Source organism: Blautia sp. MB18-30, from assembly GCF_023669475.1.
Classification (GTDB): domain Bacteria; phylum Bacillota; class Clostridia; order Lachnospirales; family Lachnospiraceae; genus Blautia_A; species Blautia_A fusiformis.
Map to the genome: position 1 here is coordinate 88553 of NZ_JAMOYY010000012.1, position 16940 is coordinate 105492.

Annotated in this window: 15 protein-coding genes; 13 read left to right on the forward strand and 2 right to left on the reverse strand. The window is 46.8% G+C overall.

Translation table 11 applies throughout. From position 1 onward, the window contains the following. Nucleotides 1-249 precede the first annotated feature (249 nt). The 12 genes from NCY57_RS07640 (at nucleotide 250) to NCY57_RS07695 (ending at nucleotide 13836) form a co-directional block, all read left to right on the forward strand. A complete protein-coding gene (locus NCY57_RS07640; protein WP_059085400.1) occupies nucleotides 250-1590 on the forward strand; it encodes a CCA tRNA nucleotidyltransferase in 1341 nt (446 codons plus the stop codon). Nucleotides 1591-1649: 59 nt separating this feature from the next. Next, entirely contained in the window at nucleotides 1650-2624 is a 975-nt protein-coding gene (locus tag NCY57_RS07645; RefSeq protein ID WP_022427359.1) for a hypothetical protein, read from the forward strand. A gap of 98 nt (nucleotides 2625-2722) precedes the next feature. After that, the gene (locus NCY57_RS07650) at nucleotides 2723-4456 is read left to right on the forward strand and encodes a phospho-sugar mutase (protein ID WP_015527116.1); all 1734 of its coding nucleotides are present in this window, start codon (nucleotides 2723-2725) and stop codon (nucleotides 4454-4456) included. Nucleotides 4457-4558: 102 nt separating this feature from the next. Further along, on the forward strand, nucleotides 4559-4852 hold the full coding sequence (locus NCY57_RS07655; protein ID WP_227573730.1) for an HU family DNA-binding protein: 294 nt from the start codon (nucleotides 4559-4561) through the stop codon (nucleotides 4850-4852). A gap of 73 nt (nucleotides 4853-4925) precedes the next feature. After that, entirely contained in the window at nucleotides 4926-5165 is a 240-nt protein-coding gene (locus tag NCY57_RS07660; protein ID WP_015527118.1) for an RNA-binding S4 domain-containing protein, read from the forward strand. 90 nt (nucleotides 5166-5255) lie between these two features. Then, entirely contained in the window at nucleotides 5256-5537 is a 282-nt protein-coding gene (yabP, locus tag NCY57_RS07665) for a sporulation protein YabP (RefSeq protein WP_044960948.1), read from the forward strand. Nucleotides 5538-5648: 111 nt separating this feature from the next. Next, entirely contained in the window at nucleotides 5649-5963 is a 315-nt protein-coding gene (locus tag NCY57_RS07670; RefSeq protein ID WP_227573720.1) for an FtsB family cell division protein, read from the forward strand. 119 nt (nucleotides 5964-6082) lie between these two features. After that, a complete protein-coding gene (locus NCY57_RS07675) occupies nucleotides 6083-7576 on the forward strand; it encodes a SpoIIE family protein phosphatase (RefSeq protein ID WP_044960946.1) in 1494 nt (497 codons plus the stop codon). Between the two features lie 25 nt (nucleotides 7577-7601). Beyond that, the gene (gene tilS, locus NCY57_RS07680) at nucleotides 7602-9044 is read left to right on the forward strand and encodes a tRNA lysidine(34) synthetase TilS (RefSeq protein ID WP_250789590.1); all 1443 of its coding nucleotides are present in this window, start codon (nucleotides 7602-7604) and stop codon (nucleotides 9042-9044) included. Next, complete coding sequence (gene hpt, locus NCY57_RS07685; protein WP_015527123.1) at nucleotides 9041-9568, forward strand: hypoxanthine phosphoribosyltransferase; 528 nt, start codon at nucleotides 9041-9043, stop codon at nucleotides 9566-9568. Before tilS ends, hpt begins: the two co-directional genes overlap by 4 nt. Before the next feature lie 16 nt (nucleotides 9569-9584). Further along, nucleotides 9585-11432 (forward strand): ATP-dependent zinc metalloprotease FtsH, encoded by a 1848-nt coding sequence (gene ftsH / locus NCY57_RS07690; protein ID WP_022427362.1) that lies wholly within the window; start codon nucleotides 9585-9587, stop codon nucleotides 11430-11432. A gap of 286 nt (nucleotides 11433-11718) precedes the next feature. Further along, nucleotides 11719-13836: a glycoside hydrolase family 13 protein gene (locus NCY57_RS07695; RefSeq protein ID WP_195274745.1), complete on the forward strand. Its 2118-nt coding sequence runs from the start codon at nucleotides 11719-11721 to the stop codon at nucleotides 13834-13836. Between the two features lie 81 nt (nucleotides 13837-13917). On the opposite strand, the gene NCY57_RS07700 is transcribed toward NCY57_RS07695, so the two are convergent. Continuing rightward, nucleotides 13918-14229, reverse strand: coding sequence for an ArsR/SmtB family transcription factor (locus tag NCY57_RS07700; protein ID WP_022427364.1), 312 nt, complete (start codon nucleotides 14227-14229; stop codon nucleotides 13918-13920). 134 nt (nucleotides 14230-14363) lie between these two features. Beyond that, nucleotides 14364-16676: a heavy metal translocating P-type ATPase gene (locus tag NCY57_RS07705; RefSeq protein ID WP_250789591.1), complete on the reverse strand. Its 2313-nt coding sequence runs from the start codon at nucleotides 16674-16676 to the stop codon at nucleotides 14364-14366. A 12-nt stretch (nucleotides 16677-16688) separates the two neighbouring features. Here NCY57_RS07705 and NCY57_RS07710 point away from each other — a divergent pair. Beyond that, a partial coding sequence (locus NCY57_RS07710) for a hypothetical protein (RefSeq protein ID WP_250789592.1) occupies nucleotides 16689-16940 on the forward strand: 252 nt, incomplete at its 3' end.

The following is a 16940-nucleotide window of genomic DNA, read 5'->3' on the forward strand; positions in this document are numbered from 1 at the left end:
CCGCGCGAATTTATGCGATCAGCATAAATTCTGTGCATCGCGAAGCGTGTTACTGAGAACGGAGTGAACAGGAACCATATTGCAGAAACAACGGCGGGGCAAAATATGCTCCGCTGTTTTTATGAATCTATGTTATAATAGCGTTAAGGAAAACATATCAGAATATTATTCGGCTGCTGACATGGAGATAATACAGTGAAATGTAAACGTGTTTTGAACGGACAGCAGCGATCATCAAGAGGAGTTATCATGACGATTAATATACCACAAAAGGCAGCGCAGATACTGAAGACCTTGAATGCTGCCGGCTATGAGGCATATGTTGTAGGCGGCTGTGTCAGGGATTCTATCCTGGATCGGGTGCCTGGAGACTGGGATATCACCACCTCTGCACTTCCGGAGCAGGTGAAGGAGCTTTTTCACAGAACTGTAGATACGGGGATCCAGCATGGAACAGTAACTGTAATGATGGGCAAAGAGGGCTTTGAGGTGACAACCTACCGTGTGGACGGAGAATATCATGACGGCCGCCACCCGGATGCCGTGACCTTTACCAGGAGTCTTGAGGAAGATCTGAAACGAAGAGATTTTACCATCAACGCCATGGCGTATCATCCGGAACATGGACTGGTGGATCTGTTTGGTGGAATGGAAGATATCAATGGGAAGATCATCCGTTGTGTTGGTGATCCGGTAGAACGTTTTACAGAGGATGCCCTTCGTATGCTCCGTGCAGTGCGTTTTTCCGCACAGCTTGGTTTTACTGTGGAGGAAAATACGAAAGCGGCACTGGCGCGGATGTCGGGGAATCTGGAGCATGTCAGTGCAGAGCGTATCCAGACAGAGCTTGTAAAGCTTCTGGTATCCGATCATCCGGATTATCTCCGAACCGCCTGGGAGACAGGTCTTACCCGGGAATTTCTTCCGGAATTTGACGCCTGTATGGAAACCGAGCAGAATACCCCTCATCATTGCTATACCGTGGGAGAGCACATTCTGAAAAGTCTTACAGAAATCGAGAATGACCGGCTTCTCCGTATCACCATGCTTCTTCATGACATTGCCAAGCCGGTTGTAAAAAAGACAGATGAGAATGGAAGAGACCACTTTAAGACTCACGGACCGGCAGGCGAAAAGCTGGCAGGAAAGATCCTGCGCCGTCTGAAATTTGATAATGTAACGATCCGAAATACCTGTCGTCTGATCCGGTATCATGATCTTCGTCCCACTCCGGACGCCGAGGATGTGCGGAGAGCTGTGAATCTTATCGGAGAAGAGCTTTTTCCGCTGTATCTGAAAGTGCAGAAGGCAGATCTTTTATCCCAGAGCACTTACAGGAGGGAGGAGAAGCTGGCACGGTTAAGCGGTGTGACGGAAGCTTATCAGGGGATCCTTGAAAGAGGTGAATGTACATCTCTGAAAACCCTGGCAGTTTCCGGAAAGGATCTTATAAAGGCAGGACATCCGGCTGGACCGGCACTGGGAGCACTGCTCGAAAGACTTCTTGACTGTGTGCTGAAAGATCCAACCCTTAATACAAAAGAAAAACTTCTTGAAACAGCAGAAAAAGACAGCATAAAAACCGAATAGAATAACAAAAATCCCCCCTGCATAAAATAGAACGTAAAATAAGGCAGGGGGGAACTTTTTTGTATGATTATGGGTTGAGCGTGCTGGAGCAGTATGGGCTTACGGCTTCATTCTCCGGCAGGGTGCGGGGGGCACTTCTGTGCCGGACAGAAAAAGGTCCGGTGATACTCCGGGAATTTCATGGCTCGGAAAAAAAGCTTTCCATGCAGCAGCAGCTTCTTGAAAAAATGAAAGAACAGAACTGTCTTGTGGACGCCTATCTCAGAAACAGGGAAGGCGTACTGGTAAGCAGGGACAAAGATTCTGTTCCATATACTGCACAGATCTGGTTTGAGGGACGGGAATGTGACACGAGATCCGAAAACGATATTTTAAAAAGCATCCGGACTCTGGCACAGATCCACAAGATCATGCAGCTTCCTGTGGAAATGGATTATGCGGGAAGAAATCTGCAGGAAGAATATATCCGGCATAATCAGGAAATGAAAAAAATACGCCGTTTTATCCGAAAAAAAGGAGCGGTCAATTCTTTTGAGAAAGATTATCTGAAAAGCGTGGAATGGTTTCTGCAAAAAGGAGAAGAAGCGGCAGCTATGCTGGAAACCACGGATTATAAAAATCTGCGGCAGCAGTCTCTTCAAAGTGGCAGTATCTGTCATGGCGAATATAATCAGCATAATGTGCTGATACTTGGGAAAAACACAGCGGTGACGAATTTCAGTCACTGGAGCTTTGATGTGCAGATGGCAGATCTGTACCGCTTTATGCGGAAAATCCTGGAGAAATACAGCTGGGATCTGCACCTCGCGCAGAAGATGCTTTCTGCATATGATTCCGTACGGCCGCTCTCGGAGTCTGAGTGGCAGAACCTGAGAGTCCGGTTCTGTTATCCGGAAAAATACTGGAAACTGGCAAACCATTATTATACACATAACAAGGCTGTGATCTCCGGAAAAAATGTGGAAAAGCTGAGAACCCTGATCCATCAGAAAAAACAGTGGGAGGAATTTTCAAAACAGTGCTTCAGGCAGTAATGATTCTGAATGTGACAAAAACAAAACTTCCCTTTTTCTGAAAATTGTTATATAATATTAAGTATCTTATATAAAGAAACAGGGAGGTATTTTGGAACATGGATTATAAAGAAATCTATAATCAGTGGCTTGAAAACCCATACTTCGATGAGGCGACAAAAGAAGAATTGAAAGCGATCAAAGACGACGAGAATGAGATCAAAGAGCGTTTTTATATGGATCTTGAGTTTGGTACGGCAGGCCTGCGTGGTATCATCGGCGCAGGTACCAACCGTATGAATATTTATGTGGTAAGAAGAGCAACCCAGGGGCTTGCCAACTATATTGCCAAGGTTGACAAGAAATCCCAGGGAGTTGCTATCGCATATGATTCCCGTCATATGTCACCGGAGTTTGCCCAGGAAGCAGCACTTTGCCTGGCAGCAAACGGGATCAAGGCTTATATCTTTGAGACACTTCGTCCGACACCGGAGCTTTCCTTTGCAGTACGTCATCTGGGCTGTGTGGCAGGTATCAACGTAACAGCCAGCCACAATCCTCCGGAATACAACGGATACAAGGTTTACTGGGAGGACGGCGCGCAGATCACACCACCTCATGATTCCGGTATCATGGGCGAGGTAAAGGCGATCTCCGACTGGAATACCGTAAAGACCATGGATAAGGAAGACGCAGTAAAGGCAGGACTTTTTGAAGTGATCGGACAGGCTGTCGATGATGCTTACATGGCAGAGCTTAAGAAACAGATCATCCATATGGATGCGATCCAGGCAGAGGGCAGGAACCTGAAGATCGTTTACACACCTCTTCACGGAACCGGCAATATCCCGGCCAGAAGGATCCTTAAAGAGCTTGGATTTGAGAATGTATATGTAGTACCGGAGCAGGAGCTTCCGAACGGGGATTTCCCGACAGTCAGCTATCCGAACCCGGAGGCAGCAGAGGCATTTGAGCTTGGCCTGAAGCTTGCGAAGGAAGTGGATGCAGACATCGTACTTGCCACAGACCCGGATGCAGACCGTCTTGGCGTCCGCGTAAAGGATAAAAACGGAGAGTATCATGATCTTACCGGTAACATGTCCGGATGCCTTCTTGCAAACTATGAGCTGAGCCAGAGAAAGGCTGTAAACGGAAGCCTTCCGGAGGACGGAGCTCTTGTAAAGACTATCGTTACAACAAACCTGGCAGATGCCATTGCCAAGGGATACAACGTGAATCTTATCGAAGTACTTACCGGATTCAAATACATCGGACAGCAGATCCTCGGATTTGAGAACAGTGGCAAGGGTACATATCTTTTCGGATTTGAGGAGAGCTACGGCTGCCTGATCGGAACCTATGCAAGAGACAAGGATGCCATTGTTGCTACCATGGCACTTTGCGAAGCTGCTGCTTACTATAAGACACAGGGCAAGACTCTCTGGGATGCAATGATCGATATGTATGAGGAGTTCGGTTACTATAAGGATGCCATTCAGGCAGTTACCATGAAGGGTATCGAGGGACTTCAGAAGATCCAGGAGATCATGACAACACTTCGTCAGAATCCGCCTGCTGAGTTTGCCGGACATAAGGTGACTGCTGTACGTGACTACAAGCTGGATGAGATCACAGATCTTGCAACAGGTGAGAAGAAGCCGACAGGACTTCCGAATTCCAATGTTCTCTACTATGAGCTTACCGATGATGCATGGGTTTGCGTAAGACCGTCCGGAACAGAGCCTAAGGTTAAATTCTATTATGGCGTTAAGGGAACATCTCTTGCAGATGCAGACGAGAAATCCGATGCAATGGGCAAGGCTGTTCTTGAAATGGTTGATTCCATGAAATGATAAAATGGTCACATTCCGCCTGTAATATGCGAAAAACCTTGACATTATAAGCCAAAAGCGGTATATATATAAAGCAAAGTCAAAAATAAGAGAACATCAATTATAGGAGGAAACACCATGAATAAAACAGAGTTAGTGGCAGCAATGGCGAAAGACACCAATCTTTCCAAGAAAGATGTAGAAGCTGTTCTGAAATCTTTTATCGATGTTGTAACAGATGAACTGAAAAAAGGCGAGAAGATTCAGCTGGTTGGATTTGGAACTTTCGAAGTAAGCACAAGAGCTGCAAGAGAGGGAAGAAATCCTCAGACTGGTGAGACCATGACGATCGAGGCTTCCAAGTCTCCGAAGTTCAAAGCAGGAAAAGCTTTAAAGGACGTTGTCAACGGTAAATAATCTGTTGGTTCAGAGTGATAACGGCAGGGGAAACCGGGTTTTGGTTTCCCCTGCTTTTTTAGGAGGAAAAATTATGCGTCTTGATAAATATCTGAAAGTATCCAGACTGATCAAACGCCGCACGGTGGCAAATGAAGCCTGCGATGCAGGAAGAGTTCTGGTCAATGACAAGCCGGCCAAGGCTTCTGTACAGGTAAAGACCGGTGACACTGTGGAGATCCAGTTTGGAAGCCGTAATGTAAAGGTTGAAGTCCTGGAAGTTAAGGAAACGGTAAAAAAGGATGAGGTGGAAAGCATGTTCCGCTATATCTGATGCAGGGACAGCTGCCGTTTGGGCGTGATGGTCTATTCCGGATGGATTTTTCATAAAATAAAAGAGAAATCATCCCCAGGGAGGTATGGATTGGACGAGAAGAAACCGGCAGCATTTCACAGTCTGATGCTGGAGCGGCAGAAAGGCGGCACCATAACGGGAATCCGGGAGGTGATCTCTTTCGATGAAAAAGAAATACTGCTGCATACAGAGGAAGGAAAGTTATCCATAAAAGGCGAAGGACTTCATGTAAAACATCTTGATCTGAAAAGTGGGCAGCTTAGCTTGGAGGGAAAAATCGACAGTCTTACCTATCTTGGCAGGAAAAAGGACAAAAAAGAAGGATCCCTTTTAAAAAGACTGTTCCATTAAAGCTAAAATGACAGCAAACCGGTTGATATTTTTTTGAAGAAGTTGTAAAATCTGGATGTATAAGCTCGGAAAAGGTAAAGAGATCAGATTGTGTAAAAAAGGAGCAGCAGATTGAAAAATCCAAAAAAGGGAAAAGAAAAAAAACGGATCGGATATAATTATCTTGGCATGGCGGGGATCATGGTGATCGCACTGGTGTTGCTGGGAAGCCTTATGCTGCAGAGTAAGACTCTGGAACGGCGCAGGGATTATTATGATTCCAAAGCTACAGCACTGGAGAAGTCCATTGAAAGTGAGAAGGAACGTACCAAGGAGATCGAAGCAGAGAAAGAACATATGAAGACCGACGAATATGTGGAAGAGGCGGCTCGTGAGAAGCTGGGACTTGTGAAAGACAACGAGATCGTGTTTCAGGAAGAAAAATAGCTGAAAATCAAAGGTTTCGACGAAATTTTTTTTGACATTTTCGTGCGGCTTTGACAGATATTTCAGGGATCTTCCTTTATAATGTTCAGTCAGTGAAGGTTATAAGGGGAGGGGAAAATATGCAGGAATGGATCATTGCCATGCTCGTAGTCAGCATACTGCTGATACTCCGGGACATGGCAAAAACTGTCTTTTCGGGAAAAACGAAGGAAAAAGAAGAAATGCTGCCGCTTTGTGAAAGCCATCCCCAGAAGGAAAAAGTGGAACGGTATGCAGCATCCTTCCGGAAGCTTGCGGATACATTTTACGGAATGCCTTATCGTAAGGAATTTTTGAGCGGAGGACAGTTGAACCGTATCATATCGGACACCAGTGCGGCTGTATGTTCCAGATGTTATCAGAGAGAGATCTGCTGGGGAGAGCGTGCCGGGGAAACCATGCGGGGCAGTGAGAATATGATCCGTACCATGGAGGAAGGCAATGAAGAGAGTATCCAGAGAGCACGCAGTGAATGGATGGGAGCATGTGGCCGTTCCGCCCAGTATTTTCAGGTCCTGAATGAGGGATTTCGTGAAGAAAGGCAGAATCTCGTGTGGGATAACCGGATGATCGAAAGCCGGCTTGCAGTTGCACAGCAGCTGACGGAAATCTCGAGGATCATGGATCATATGGCAGAAGAGCTGTATGATATCATGCCGGCAGATCCGCAGTTTCAGGAAGATCTGAAAAAGGCTCTTCGTAAAAAGCATGTACTTGTAAAGAATGTCTGGGTCATGGATAAGATCGAAGGAAGACGGCAGATATTTCTGAATCTGAGAGCCAGGAGCGGACAGTGTGTTTCCATGACAGAGATCGCACAGATCCTGTCCAGGATCTGCGGAAGCTCCATGACGCCGGACGCCGGCAGCCGCAGTATTGTAAATGGAGATTTTCGTATGGTCCATTTTGTGGAGGATGTCAGTTATCAGATGCTTTACGGAGTAGCGCGGCTTACAAGAGAAGCGGAAAAGGTTTCCGGAGACAATTATATCTGTCGTCAGGAAGAGGATGGCAGGTTTTTTCTCTGTCTGTCTGATGGGATGGGTTCCGGAATAGAAGCGTTTAAAGAAAGCGAGATCGTGGTAGAACTTCTGGAACAGTTTCTGGAATCCGGCTTTTCTCAGGAGACAGCTGCCAGAATGGTGAATTCCGCACTGCTATTGAAAGGACGGGAAGGGATGTTTTCTACTGTTGATATCTGTGCGGTGGATCTTTATACCGGGATCTGTGATTTTCTGAAAGCAGGGGCGTCTTCCACATTTATTAAAAGAGATCACTGGGTGGAATCCATTGCTTCGGAAAATCTTGCAGCAGGCTTGGTCCAGCAGCTGGATTTTGATACTGCCTCAAGGAAGCTTTATCATGGAGATTATCTGATCATGATGACAGATGGAGTTCTGGATGCGCTTCCTACAGAACGGGAAGAGGAAACCATGAAGGAGATCATTATGGATGTCCGGGAAAAAGAGCCCAGGGAGATGGGACGGGGAATACTGGAAAGGGTCCTGGGATACAGTGATTATCATGCCAGGGATGATATGACAGTAGTTGTGGCAGGATTGTGGAAAAAATAGAGTATTTTTGGTTACAGGAGAAAAAATGATCACACGTGTAAGAAAATATATCAGAGACAATCGGATGCTGAAAGCAGAGGATATGGTTGTGGCAGGGGTTTCCGGAGGGGCGGATTCCATAGCAATGCTTCATATTTTGAAAAGTCTTCAGAAAGAGATCGGTTTTTCCATGGAAGTGGTTCATGTCCATCATGGGATCCGGGGCCAGGAGGCGGACCGGGATGAGCAGTTTGTGGAAAAAATCTGCCGGGATTGGGGAATCCCTTTCCGGTCCAGGCATTATCCGGTTCCGGAACTTTCCGGAAAGTGGAAGCTGGGAGAAGAAGAAACCGGAAGGATCGTGCGAAAACAGGCGTTTCAGGAGGAAAAAAAGAGACTTGGTTTTTCCGGAGAACAGTCAAAAAAGAACGGACAGTTCCGGGTTGCGCTGGCACATAATCGCAACGATCTGGCAGAGACTATGCTGCATCATCTGGCAAGGGGAACCGGTATCCGGGGACTTTCCGGGATACAGGCGGTAAATGGTGAGATCATCCGGCCGGTTTTGTGTTTAGAACGAAAGGAGATCGTCAATTATCTGAAAGAGAGAGGTATTTCCTATATCACAGACAGCAGCAATCTTTCAGATGACTATACAAGAAACCGGATCCGTAACCATATTCTTCCGGCTATGGAACAGAAGATCAATGCAAAAGCGGTGGAGCATATGGCAGAAACCGCACGGGTTCTGGCAGAGGCAGATTCGTATCTTCAGAAAAAGGGAAGGGAGCTTCTGGCAGGCTGCCGGAAAGAAAATGGCTATCTTCTGGATGAAAAATTTTTTGCACAGGATCTTATCCTTCAGGAATATGCGGTGATGGAGGCGTTTGAGATACTGGCAGGAAAACGTAAGGACTTTACATCTCTTCATGTGGACCAGGTCCTTTCGCTTCAAAAAAAAGAAAACGGTCGTTATATCAACCTTCCGGAATCGCTGCGGGTAATACGACAGTACGGAGGGGTATGTCTGAAAAAGAACTCTGCATCAGACAGAGAGAATGCTGCTTCCACTGAAAAAAAAGTATCGGCAGGTCTCAGAGAAATGTCTATGGAGCTTCCGGTACCTGGAATTCTGGAAAGTCCTTTCGGATTTTTTGAGTCGAAAATTTTTTCTTATAAGAAACAGAAGATTGAAGAAAAAAAGTATACGAAATGGTTTGATTATGATAAAATAAAAAATAGTCCATGCGTTCGGACTAGAAGACAGGGAGATTATCTTACTGTAAACAGTGAAGGCGGAAGAAAGAAGCTGAACCGGATCTTTATTGATGAGAAGATTCCGGCGGAGATGAGAGACAGGCTTCCGGTTGTTGCGGTAGGATCTGAGATACTCTGGATCCCGGGAGGACGGATGAACGAGAAGTATAAGATCACTTCCACTACAGGGAGAGTGTTAGAATTACATTACCAAGGAGGAGCTTTAGCATGAGCGAAAAAATCAGGGTTTTACTCAGTGAAGAAGAGGTAGATGCCCGTATCCAGGAAGTTGCAGATATGATCAACAAGGATTATGACGGAAAAGATGTACACATGATCTGCGTTCTGAAAGGCGGCGTTTTCTTTATGTGTGAGCTTGCCAAGAGGATCACACGCCCGGTAACACTGGATTTCATGTCTGTGTCCAGTTACGGTGATGATACGAAATCCAGCGGTGTTGTAAAGATCGTCAAGGATCTGGATCAGCCACTGGACGGGAAAGATGTTCTGATCGTAGAGGATATCATTGATTCAGGCAGAACCTTAAGCTATCTGCTGCGTATCCTGAAGGGCAGACATCCGGCAAGCATCAGACTCTGTACACTTCTTGACAAACCGGAGAGACGTGTGACAGATGTAGAGGTAGATTACTGCTGCTTCAATATTCCGGACGAGTTTGTAGTAGGATACGGACTTGATTATGCCCAGAAATACAGAAACCTTCCTTACATCGGAGTAGTGGAGCTTCAGGACTGAAAGGAGATTTAACCAAGTGAGCAAGCATTCAGGTAAGATAGGCCTGTACCTTCTGCTTATTGTGGCACTGATTGCAGGATATCTGTATCTCAATGACCAGGTATCTACCCAGGGCAGCTACACAATGGGCCAGCTGGAAAAGGCTCTGGAAGAAGACAAAGTGACGGATGCGGTGATCCATCAGAACAGAGAAGTGCCCACCGGTTATGTAACAGCAAACATTGTTTCAGATGGTCAGAAGACAGTCTACGTAACCGATGTAAAGGAAGCGGAGGCGCTTCTTGAAGAACATGATATCGATCCGACGATCCGCAATGTACCCAAGGACAGCTCCATGATCGGAACAGTACTTCCGGTAGTGCTTACCGGCGCGATCCTTCTCTTTTTCTTTATGATGATGAACCGGCAGATGTCTGGAGGCGGCGGAAGCAATGCGAAGATGATGAATTTCGGAAAAAGCAGAGCCAGGATGTCGTCCCCTGATGATAAGAAAGTAACGTTCAAGGATGTTGCAGGTCTTCAGGAGGAGAAGGAGGATCTGGAGGAAGTGGTGGATTTCCTGAAATCCCCACAGAAGTATACCAAGGTAGGTGCCAGGATCCCGAAAGGCGTGATCCTTGTGGGCCCTCCAGGAACAGGTAAAACTCTTCTCGCGAAGGCAGTTGCAGGAGAGGCCGGAGTTCCGTTTTTCTCCATTTCCGGATCCGATTTCGTGGAGATGTTTGTTGGTGTCGGTGCTTCCCGTGTACGAGATCTTTTTGAAGAGGGCAAGCGTCATGCACCGTGCATCATCTTTATTGATGAGATCGATGCGGTAGCCCGTCAGAGAGGAACCGGTATGGGCGGCGGCCACGATGAGAGAGAGCAGACGTTGAACCAGCTTCTTGTAGAGATGGATGGTTTTGGAGTAAATGAAGGAATCATCGTAATGGCAGCGACCAACCGTGTGGATATTCTGGATCCTGCGATCCTCCGTCCGGGACGATTTGACCGTAAAGTCGGTGTGGGACGCCCGGATGTCAAGGGCAGAGAAGAGATCCTTATGGTCCATGCCAAGGACAAACCGCTGGGAGATGATGTGGATCTTCGCCAGATCGCCCAGACAACCGCAGGATTTACAGGTGCAGATCTGGAGAACCTTCTTAACGAAGCTGCCATTGATGCTGCAAAAGAGGGCCGTCCTTATATCATGCAGAAGGATATCAAGAAAGCATTCATCAAGGTCGGGATCGGTGCAGAAAAGAAGAGCAAGGTCATCTCTGATAAAGAGAAAAAGATCACAGCTTATCATGAAGCAGGCCATGCGATCCTGTTCCATGTACTTCCTCATATGGATCCGGTATACACCATTTCCATTATCCCTACGGGAATGGGAGCTGCCGGCTACACCATGCCGCTGCCGGATAATGATGAGATGTTTAATACAAAGAACAAAATGCTGGAGGATATCACCACGCTTCTTGGCGGACGTGTGGCTGAGGAGATCATCTTCGGAGATATCACCACCGGTGCTTCCAATGATATCAAACGTGCCACAGAGACTGCACGCTCTATGGTAATGAAATACGGTATGTCTGAAAAAATCGGTCTGATCGCTTACGGCAACGATGACGATGAGGTATTTATCGGCCGTGATCTGGCACATACCAGAGGCTACAGTGAGGAAGTGGCAAGAGAGATCGATGGGGAGATTTCCCGTATCATCCGTGAGTGCCATGAGAATGCAGAGAGCATCATCCGTGAGAATATCGGCGTTCTTCACAGCTGTGCGGCCCTTCTTCTCGAGAAGGAAAAGATACATCGTGAAGAGTTTGAAGCACTTTTTACAACAGAAAAAGAAGAGGTTGCAAAAACAAACGAATAAAATGCACAAAAAAAAATATTGAATTTTGTGAACTTTGTGCACACTTTTTGGTGGACACATGGTACTATAAATACCGTAAAAACCCCCCAATACATTATATAGTTTTTGCTACACCCCATAAGAAGAAATACCTTCTCCAAAAAAGGCAGCTTAACCAGCTGCCTTTTTTACTGCCCAAAAATAAAGACGGATTACGGAGAAAACAGATATATATGCTTACGGGATGGAAAAAATTAAGATAATATATTTAAAAACATGGTACTAAAAACGGAATGAGGAAGATAGAATGTTATATGAAAGCATGGAGACTGCAAAGAAGATGCGGTATATACTCAATATGAGTCCGGTATTAAATAAAGACGCAATGTTCAGTGACGGGACGGAATATTACCGTACACCTGTGGAGCCGCGGGAAGGTGATACAGTTACGATCCGTTTTCGTACCCAGAGAAATAACGTGGACAACGTCTGTCTTGTGCATGACGGAGAATATCTGGAAATGAAGCGGGAAAAAACTTCCGGAAGCTTTGATTATTATACTGCACAGATCGTAATGGGAAAAGATCTTGTACGATATTACTTTGAGATCCATTCAGGACTTGTTACCTGTTATTATGATACAAATGGTGTAAGCACCAGACATGAGGAAAGGACAGAATTTGAGATCTATCCCGGATATCATGTGCCTGAGTGGCTGAAGGGTGCTGTGATGTATCAGATTTATGTGGATCGTTTCTGTAACGGAGATCCTTCCAATGATGTGGAAACAGGGGAATATTTCTATATCGGGGACACTTCCGTAAAAGTGGATAACTGGGAAAAGGTTCCGGCTGTGATGGGTGTCCGGGAATTTTATGGCGGCGATCTTCAGGGAGTTATGGATAAGCTGGATTATCTTCAGGAGCTTGGAGTAGATGTGATCTATCTGAATCCGGTCTTTGTCTCTCCCAGCAACCATAAGTATGACTGTCAGGATTACGATCATATCGATCCGCATATCGGAAGGATCGTAGCGGACTGTGATGGTCTGTTAAGTCCCGGAGACAGTGATAACAGTCATGCCCTTAAGTATATCCGCCGTGTGACCGATAAACGGAATTTGGAGGCCAGTAATAAGCTTTTTCAGGAGCTTGTGGAGGAAATTCACAGAAGAGGGATGAAAGTGATCCTGGATGGGGTATTTAACCATTGCGGATCCTTTAATAAATGGATGGACAGGGAACGGATCTATGAAAATCAGGAAGGCTACGAGAAGGGGGCTTATGTTTCGGCGGACAGCCCTTATCGTTCTTTCTTCTGCTTCCAGGATCAGAACCGCTGGCCCTATAATCCAACCTACGACGGCTGGTGGACCCATGATACCCTGCCAAAGCTGAACTACGAAGAATCTGAGGAGCTTTGCCGGACGATCCTTGATGTGGGCAGAAAATGGGTTTCGCCGCCGTATAACGTAGACGGCTGGAGACTGGATGTAGCTGCAGATCTGGGCCACAGCAATGATTTTAACCATCACTTCTGGAAAGAGTTCCGGAGGACAGTAAAAGAAGCCAATCCTGAAGCAGTGATCCTTGCAGAACACTACGGAAATCCGGAAAGCTGGCTTCGCGGCGATGAGTGGGATACGGTTATGAACTATGACGCTTTTATGGAGCCTGTAACCTGGTTCCTGACCGGAATGGAGAAGCACAGTGATGAGTACCGGGAGGACCTTTATGGCAACAGTGAGGCCTTTATCGGGGCGATGAAGCATCATATGCAGTCTTTGCATATGGGAGCGCTTTATGGAGCCATGAATGAGCTTTCAAACCATGACCATTCCAGATTTTTGACAAGGACCAATCACAGAGTAGGAAGACTTTCCTACGCAGGCGCAGAGGCAGCATCTGCAGGCATCAATCCTGCCATCATGAGAGAGGCTGTTGTGATCCAGATGACGTGGCCTGGTTCGCCTACGGTATATTACGGGGATGAGGCCGGCGTCTGCGGCTTTACAGATCCGGATAACCGCAGAACTTATCCCTGGGGAAAAGAAGACCAGGAGATGCTGGACTTTCATAAACGCATGATCTGCATACACAAGGCATATCCGATTCTTGCAAAGGGTTCCCTGGAATTTCTGTGGAACGATCATCAGGGCTTGAGCTATGGTCGTTTTTCTGATTCTGAACAGATCATAGTGATCCTTAATAATCAGGATCAGGAGAGAGACATAAGGGTAACAGCCTGGAAAACCGGTGTAAGCCGGAAAGAAGCAACGGCTTTTCAGCGCCTGATGCTTTCTTCCGGAGAGGGTTATACGGAAATGCCGGAAGAATATATTGCAGATGCAGGGATTCTTCAGGTGAAGATGCCTGCATACGGAGCGATGGTGCTTCACCACAGGGCGAGGGATAAATACAAATGATGCACGAGTAAGGCAGAGAAAAAAAGCCAATCTGTTCTTCCATTAGGAAGCAGATTGGCTTTTTGCATTGTGTTTTATGCGTTATTCTTCTGTAACGTGTTCCAGACCCTGATTCATGATGGTTGCCACATGGCTGTCTGCCAGGGAGTAGTAAATGGTTTTTCCATCTCTTCGAAATTTGACCAGTGACATCTGCTTCAGTACCCGGAGTTGATGGGAAATGGCACTCTGGGTCATGGAAAGACGATCGGCAATATCCTGAACACAGAGTTCTTCCACAGAAAGTACGTACAGGATACGGATCCTGGTAGGATCACCGAAAACCTTGAACAGGTCGGCAAGCCGGTACAGTGTATCATCATTGATCGGGTAATCTATATGTGTTTTCTTCATTTGCGTATCCTCCAAACTGTTAACTTCTATTGTAGCTGAAAAAAACGCACCGGTCAAATTCTTTTCTGCATCACTGGGGAGTTGTATGGATGCACAGGGATTCGCTGCAGGATATCTGCCCTGCAGAACGGATCTTATTTTTTATACAGGATACGAATGGAATTCAGCACGCAGATCATGGCAACGCCAGTGTCTGCAAATACGGCCATCCACATGTTGGCATGTCCGGCAAGACCAAGGATCATAACTGCGATCTTGATCACCAGGGCAAATATTACGTTCTGCCATGCAATACGGTTTGTGCTTCGTGCAATGGCAATGGACTGAGGAATCGCATCTACATTGGAATTCATAAATACGGCATCTGCGGCTTCAATGGCAGCATCTGCACCGCTTCCCATGGCAGCACCTACATCAGCACCTGCAAGAACAGGAGCGTCGTTGATACCGTCACCGACAAACATAACCGTTCCATGTGCCTGGCGGACCTTTTTCAGGGCATTGAGCTTATCCTCCGGAAGAAGCTTTGCATAGATCTCATCGATCCCGGCATCTTTTCCTACAGCCTGTGCACTGTCTTCGGAGTCTCCAGTGAGCATAACGGTGTGGAGACCAAGCTTTTTCAGAGAAGCAATGGCTTCCTTTGCGTCAGGTTTGATGGTATCGGAGATCAGCATATATCCTGCGAAGGTTCCGTTTACTGCCATAAATACTTCAGAGCCGTAAGCGGCTTCCTTTAATTCTCCGATTGTAACTCCGAATTTATCCATCAGCTTGCGATTTCCGCAGAGAACTTTTCCCTCCGGCATTTCCGCAACGATCCCGTGACCGGAAATTTCTTCCAGGGAGATCGGTTTTTCAAATTGGATCTCACGTTCCTTTGCGGCAGCAACGATGCTGTTCGCAATAGGATGTGTGGAGTTCTGTTCACAGCCTGCACACATGGAAAGGAGTTCATTTTCCGTGTATTTACCGGTGGCAACAACCTTCTGAAGCTGGAAGTTACCCTCTGTGATAGTACCGGTCTTATCCATGATCACAGCGCCGAGCTTACTTAATCCTTCGATGGAAAGGCCACCCTTGAAAAGGATACCCTTTTTGGAACCGGCACCGATCCCGGAGAAGAAGGCCAGCGGGATACTAAGTACAAGAGCACAAGGGCAGCTCATTACCAGGAAAGTAATGGCTGTGTAGATCCAGTAATGCCAGTTTCCGGTAACAAGGGATGGGAGTATGGCAGTTGCCACTGCGATTCCTACAACACAAGGAGTATAAACCCTGGCAAAACGTGTGATAAAGCGGTCGATCTTCGGTTTGCTTGCTGCCGCGTTTTCTACGGAATCCAGAATACGAGTGACCATGGATTCTTCCAGAGGTTTTTCCACGCGGATCTTAAGCTGGCCGGAGGTGTTGACGCAGCCAGAAGTGATCTCATCACCTTCATTTACAGCAACCGGTACAGGCTCTCCTGTGATCGGAGAAGTGTCGATACGGCTGTTTCCCTCAATTACGATACCATCAAGAGGGATGCGGTCTCCGGGACGGACCAGAAGAATGTCTCCGATCTGAGCCTCTTCAGAGGGAATTACCTGGATATCATCGCCTGTGACCAGGTTTACAACTTCCGGACGAAGGTCTACGGCATCCATGATCTGCCCGCGGCTTCGTTCAACGGCTTTTTCCTCAAAAAGCTCGCCGATGCGGTAAAAGAGCATAACGCCTACGGCCTCAGCAGAATCATTGATGGCAAAAGCGGCAAGTGTTGCAATGCTCATGAGAAAGTTTTCGTCAAAAATCTGTCCGTGAGAGATGTTTTTGGCAGCTTTTACAACGATAACACCCCCAAGCGCCAGGTATGCGATCACAAATACAGGAAGAGTGGCACTGGTACCAAAGCCTTTGTGTTCCATGATCTCTCCGGCAACGAAGAGTACTGCACCGATGATAATGCAGATGATATCTATGTTTTCCTTGGAGAAAAATTTCTTCTTGGAAGCGGTTGTGTGAGTCACTGTTTTTGGGGACTGAGCCTTTGGCTTCGGATCCTTTTCTTTTACAAGAACTTCGGATTCAATGGATGTACAGATCTTACGGATCTGATCCAGGTATCGATCTGGATTCTTTGCAGTTAAGCGAAGCTGTTTTGTTGCAAAAGTGATGGTTGCTTCGGAAATGCCTTCAAGGTTTGCAATCTGTTCCTCCATTTTGGAAGCGCAGTGAGCGCAGCCTAGATTCTCCAGAAGATAGGTCTTGGTTGTTGTGTCAGTGGAAGCTGCCGGAGCTGGATTTCTCGGAACAACTTTAACTTCAGACTCAATGGATGTGCAGATCTTGCGGATCTGCGGAAGCAGAGCGTCTGGATCTGCAGCCCCTAAGCGAAGCTGTTTTGTTGCAAAAGTAATGGTAGCGCTTTCGACGCCTTCAAGAGCCTGGATCCGTTCCTCCATTTTGGAAGCACAGTGAGCGCAGCCGAGGTTCTCCAGAATGTAGACACGCTTTGCGGTGAGAGCATTGTGGGAGTGACCATGGTGCTCATGCTCGTGATCCCCGCAGCCACAGCTGCAGTGCTCGTCATGGTTGTGAAGGTGCTCGTGTTCATGATGTTCGTGCTCGTGATCCTCGCAGCCACAGCCGCAGTGTTCGTCATGGTTGTGAAGGTGCTCGTGTTCATGATGTTCGTGCTCGTGATCCTCGCAGCCACAGCCGCAGTG

Coding starts and splice junctions, on each gene's coding strand:
- NCY57_RS07700 (WP_022427364.1), bottom strand. CDS start 14,229: ATGAAGAAAACACATATAGATTACCCGATCAATGATGATACACTGTAC.
- NCY57_RS07650 (WP_015527116.1), top strand. CDS start 2,723: ATGGATTATAAAGAAATCTATAATCAGTGGCTTGAAAACCCATACTTC.
- NCY57_RS07705 (WP_250789591.1), bottom strand. CDS start 16,676: ATGGAGGAACGGATCCAGGCTCTTGAAGGCGTCGAAAGCGCTACCATT.
- NCY57_RS07660 (WP_015527118.1), top strand. CDS start 4,926: ATGCGTCTTGATAAATATCTGAAAGTATCCAGACTGATCAAACGCCGC.
- NCY57_RS07675 (WP_044960946.1), top strand. CDS start 6,083: ATGCAGGAATGGATCATTGCCATGCTCGTAGTCAGCATACTGCTGATA.
- hpt (WP_015527123.1), top strand. CDS start 9,041: ATGAGCGAAAAAATCAGGGTTTTACTCAGTGAAGAAGAGGTAGATGCC.
- NCY57_RS07695 (WP_195274745.1), top strand. CDS start 11,719: ATGTTATATGAAAGCATGGAGACTGCAAAGAAGATGCGGTATATACTC.
- tilS (WP_250789590.1), top strand. CDS start 7,602: ATGATCACACGTGTAAGAAAATATATCAGAGACAATCGGATGCTGAAA.
- NCY57_RS07640 (WP_059085400.1), top strand. CDS start 250: ATGACGATTAATATACCACAAAAGGCAGCGCAGATACTGAAGACCTTG.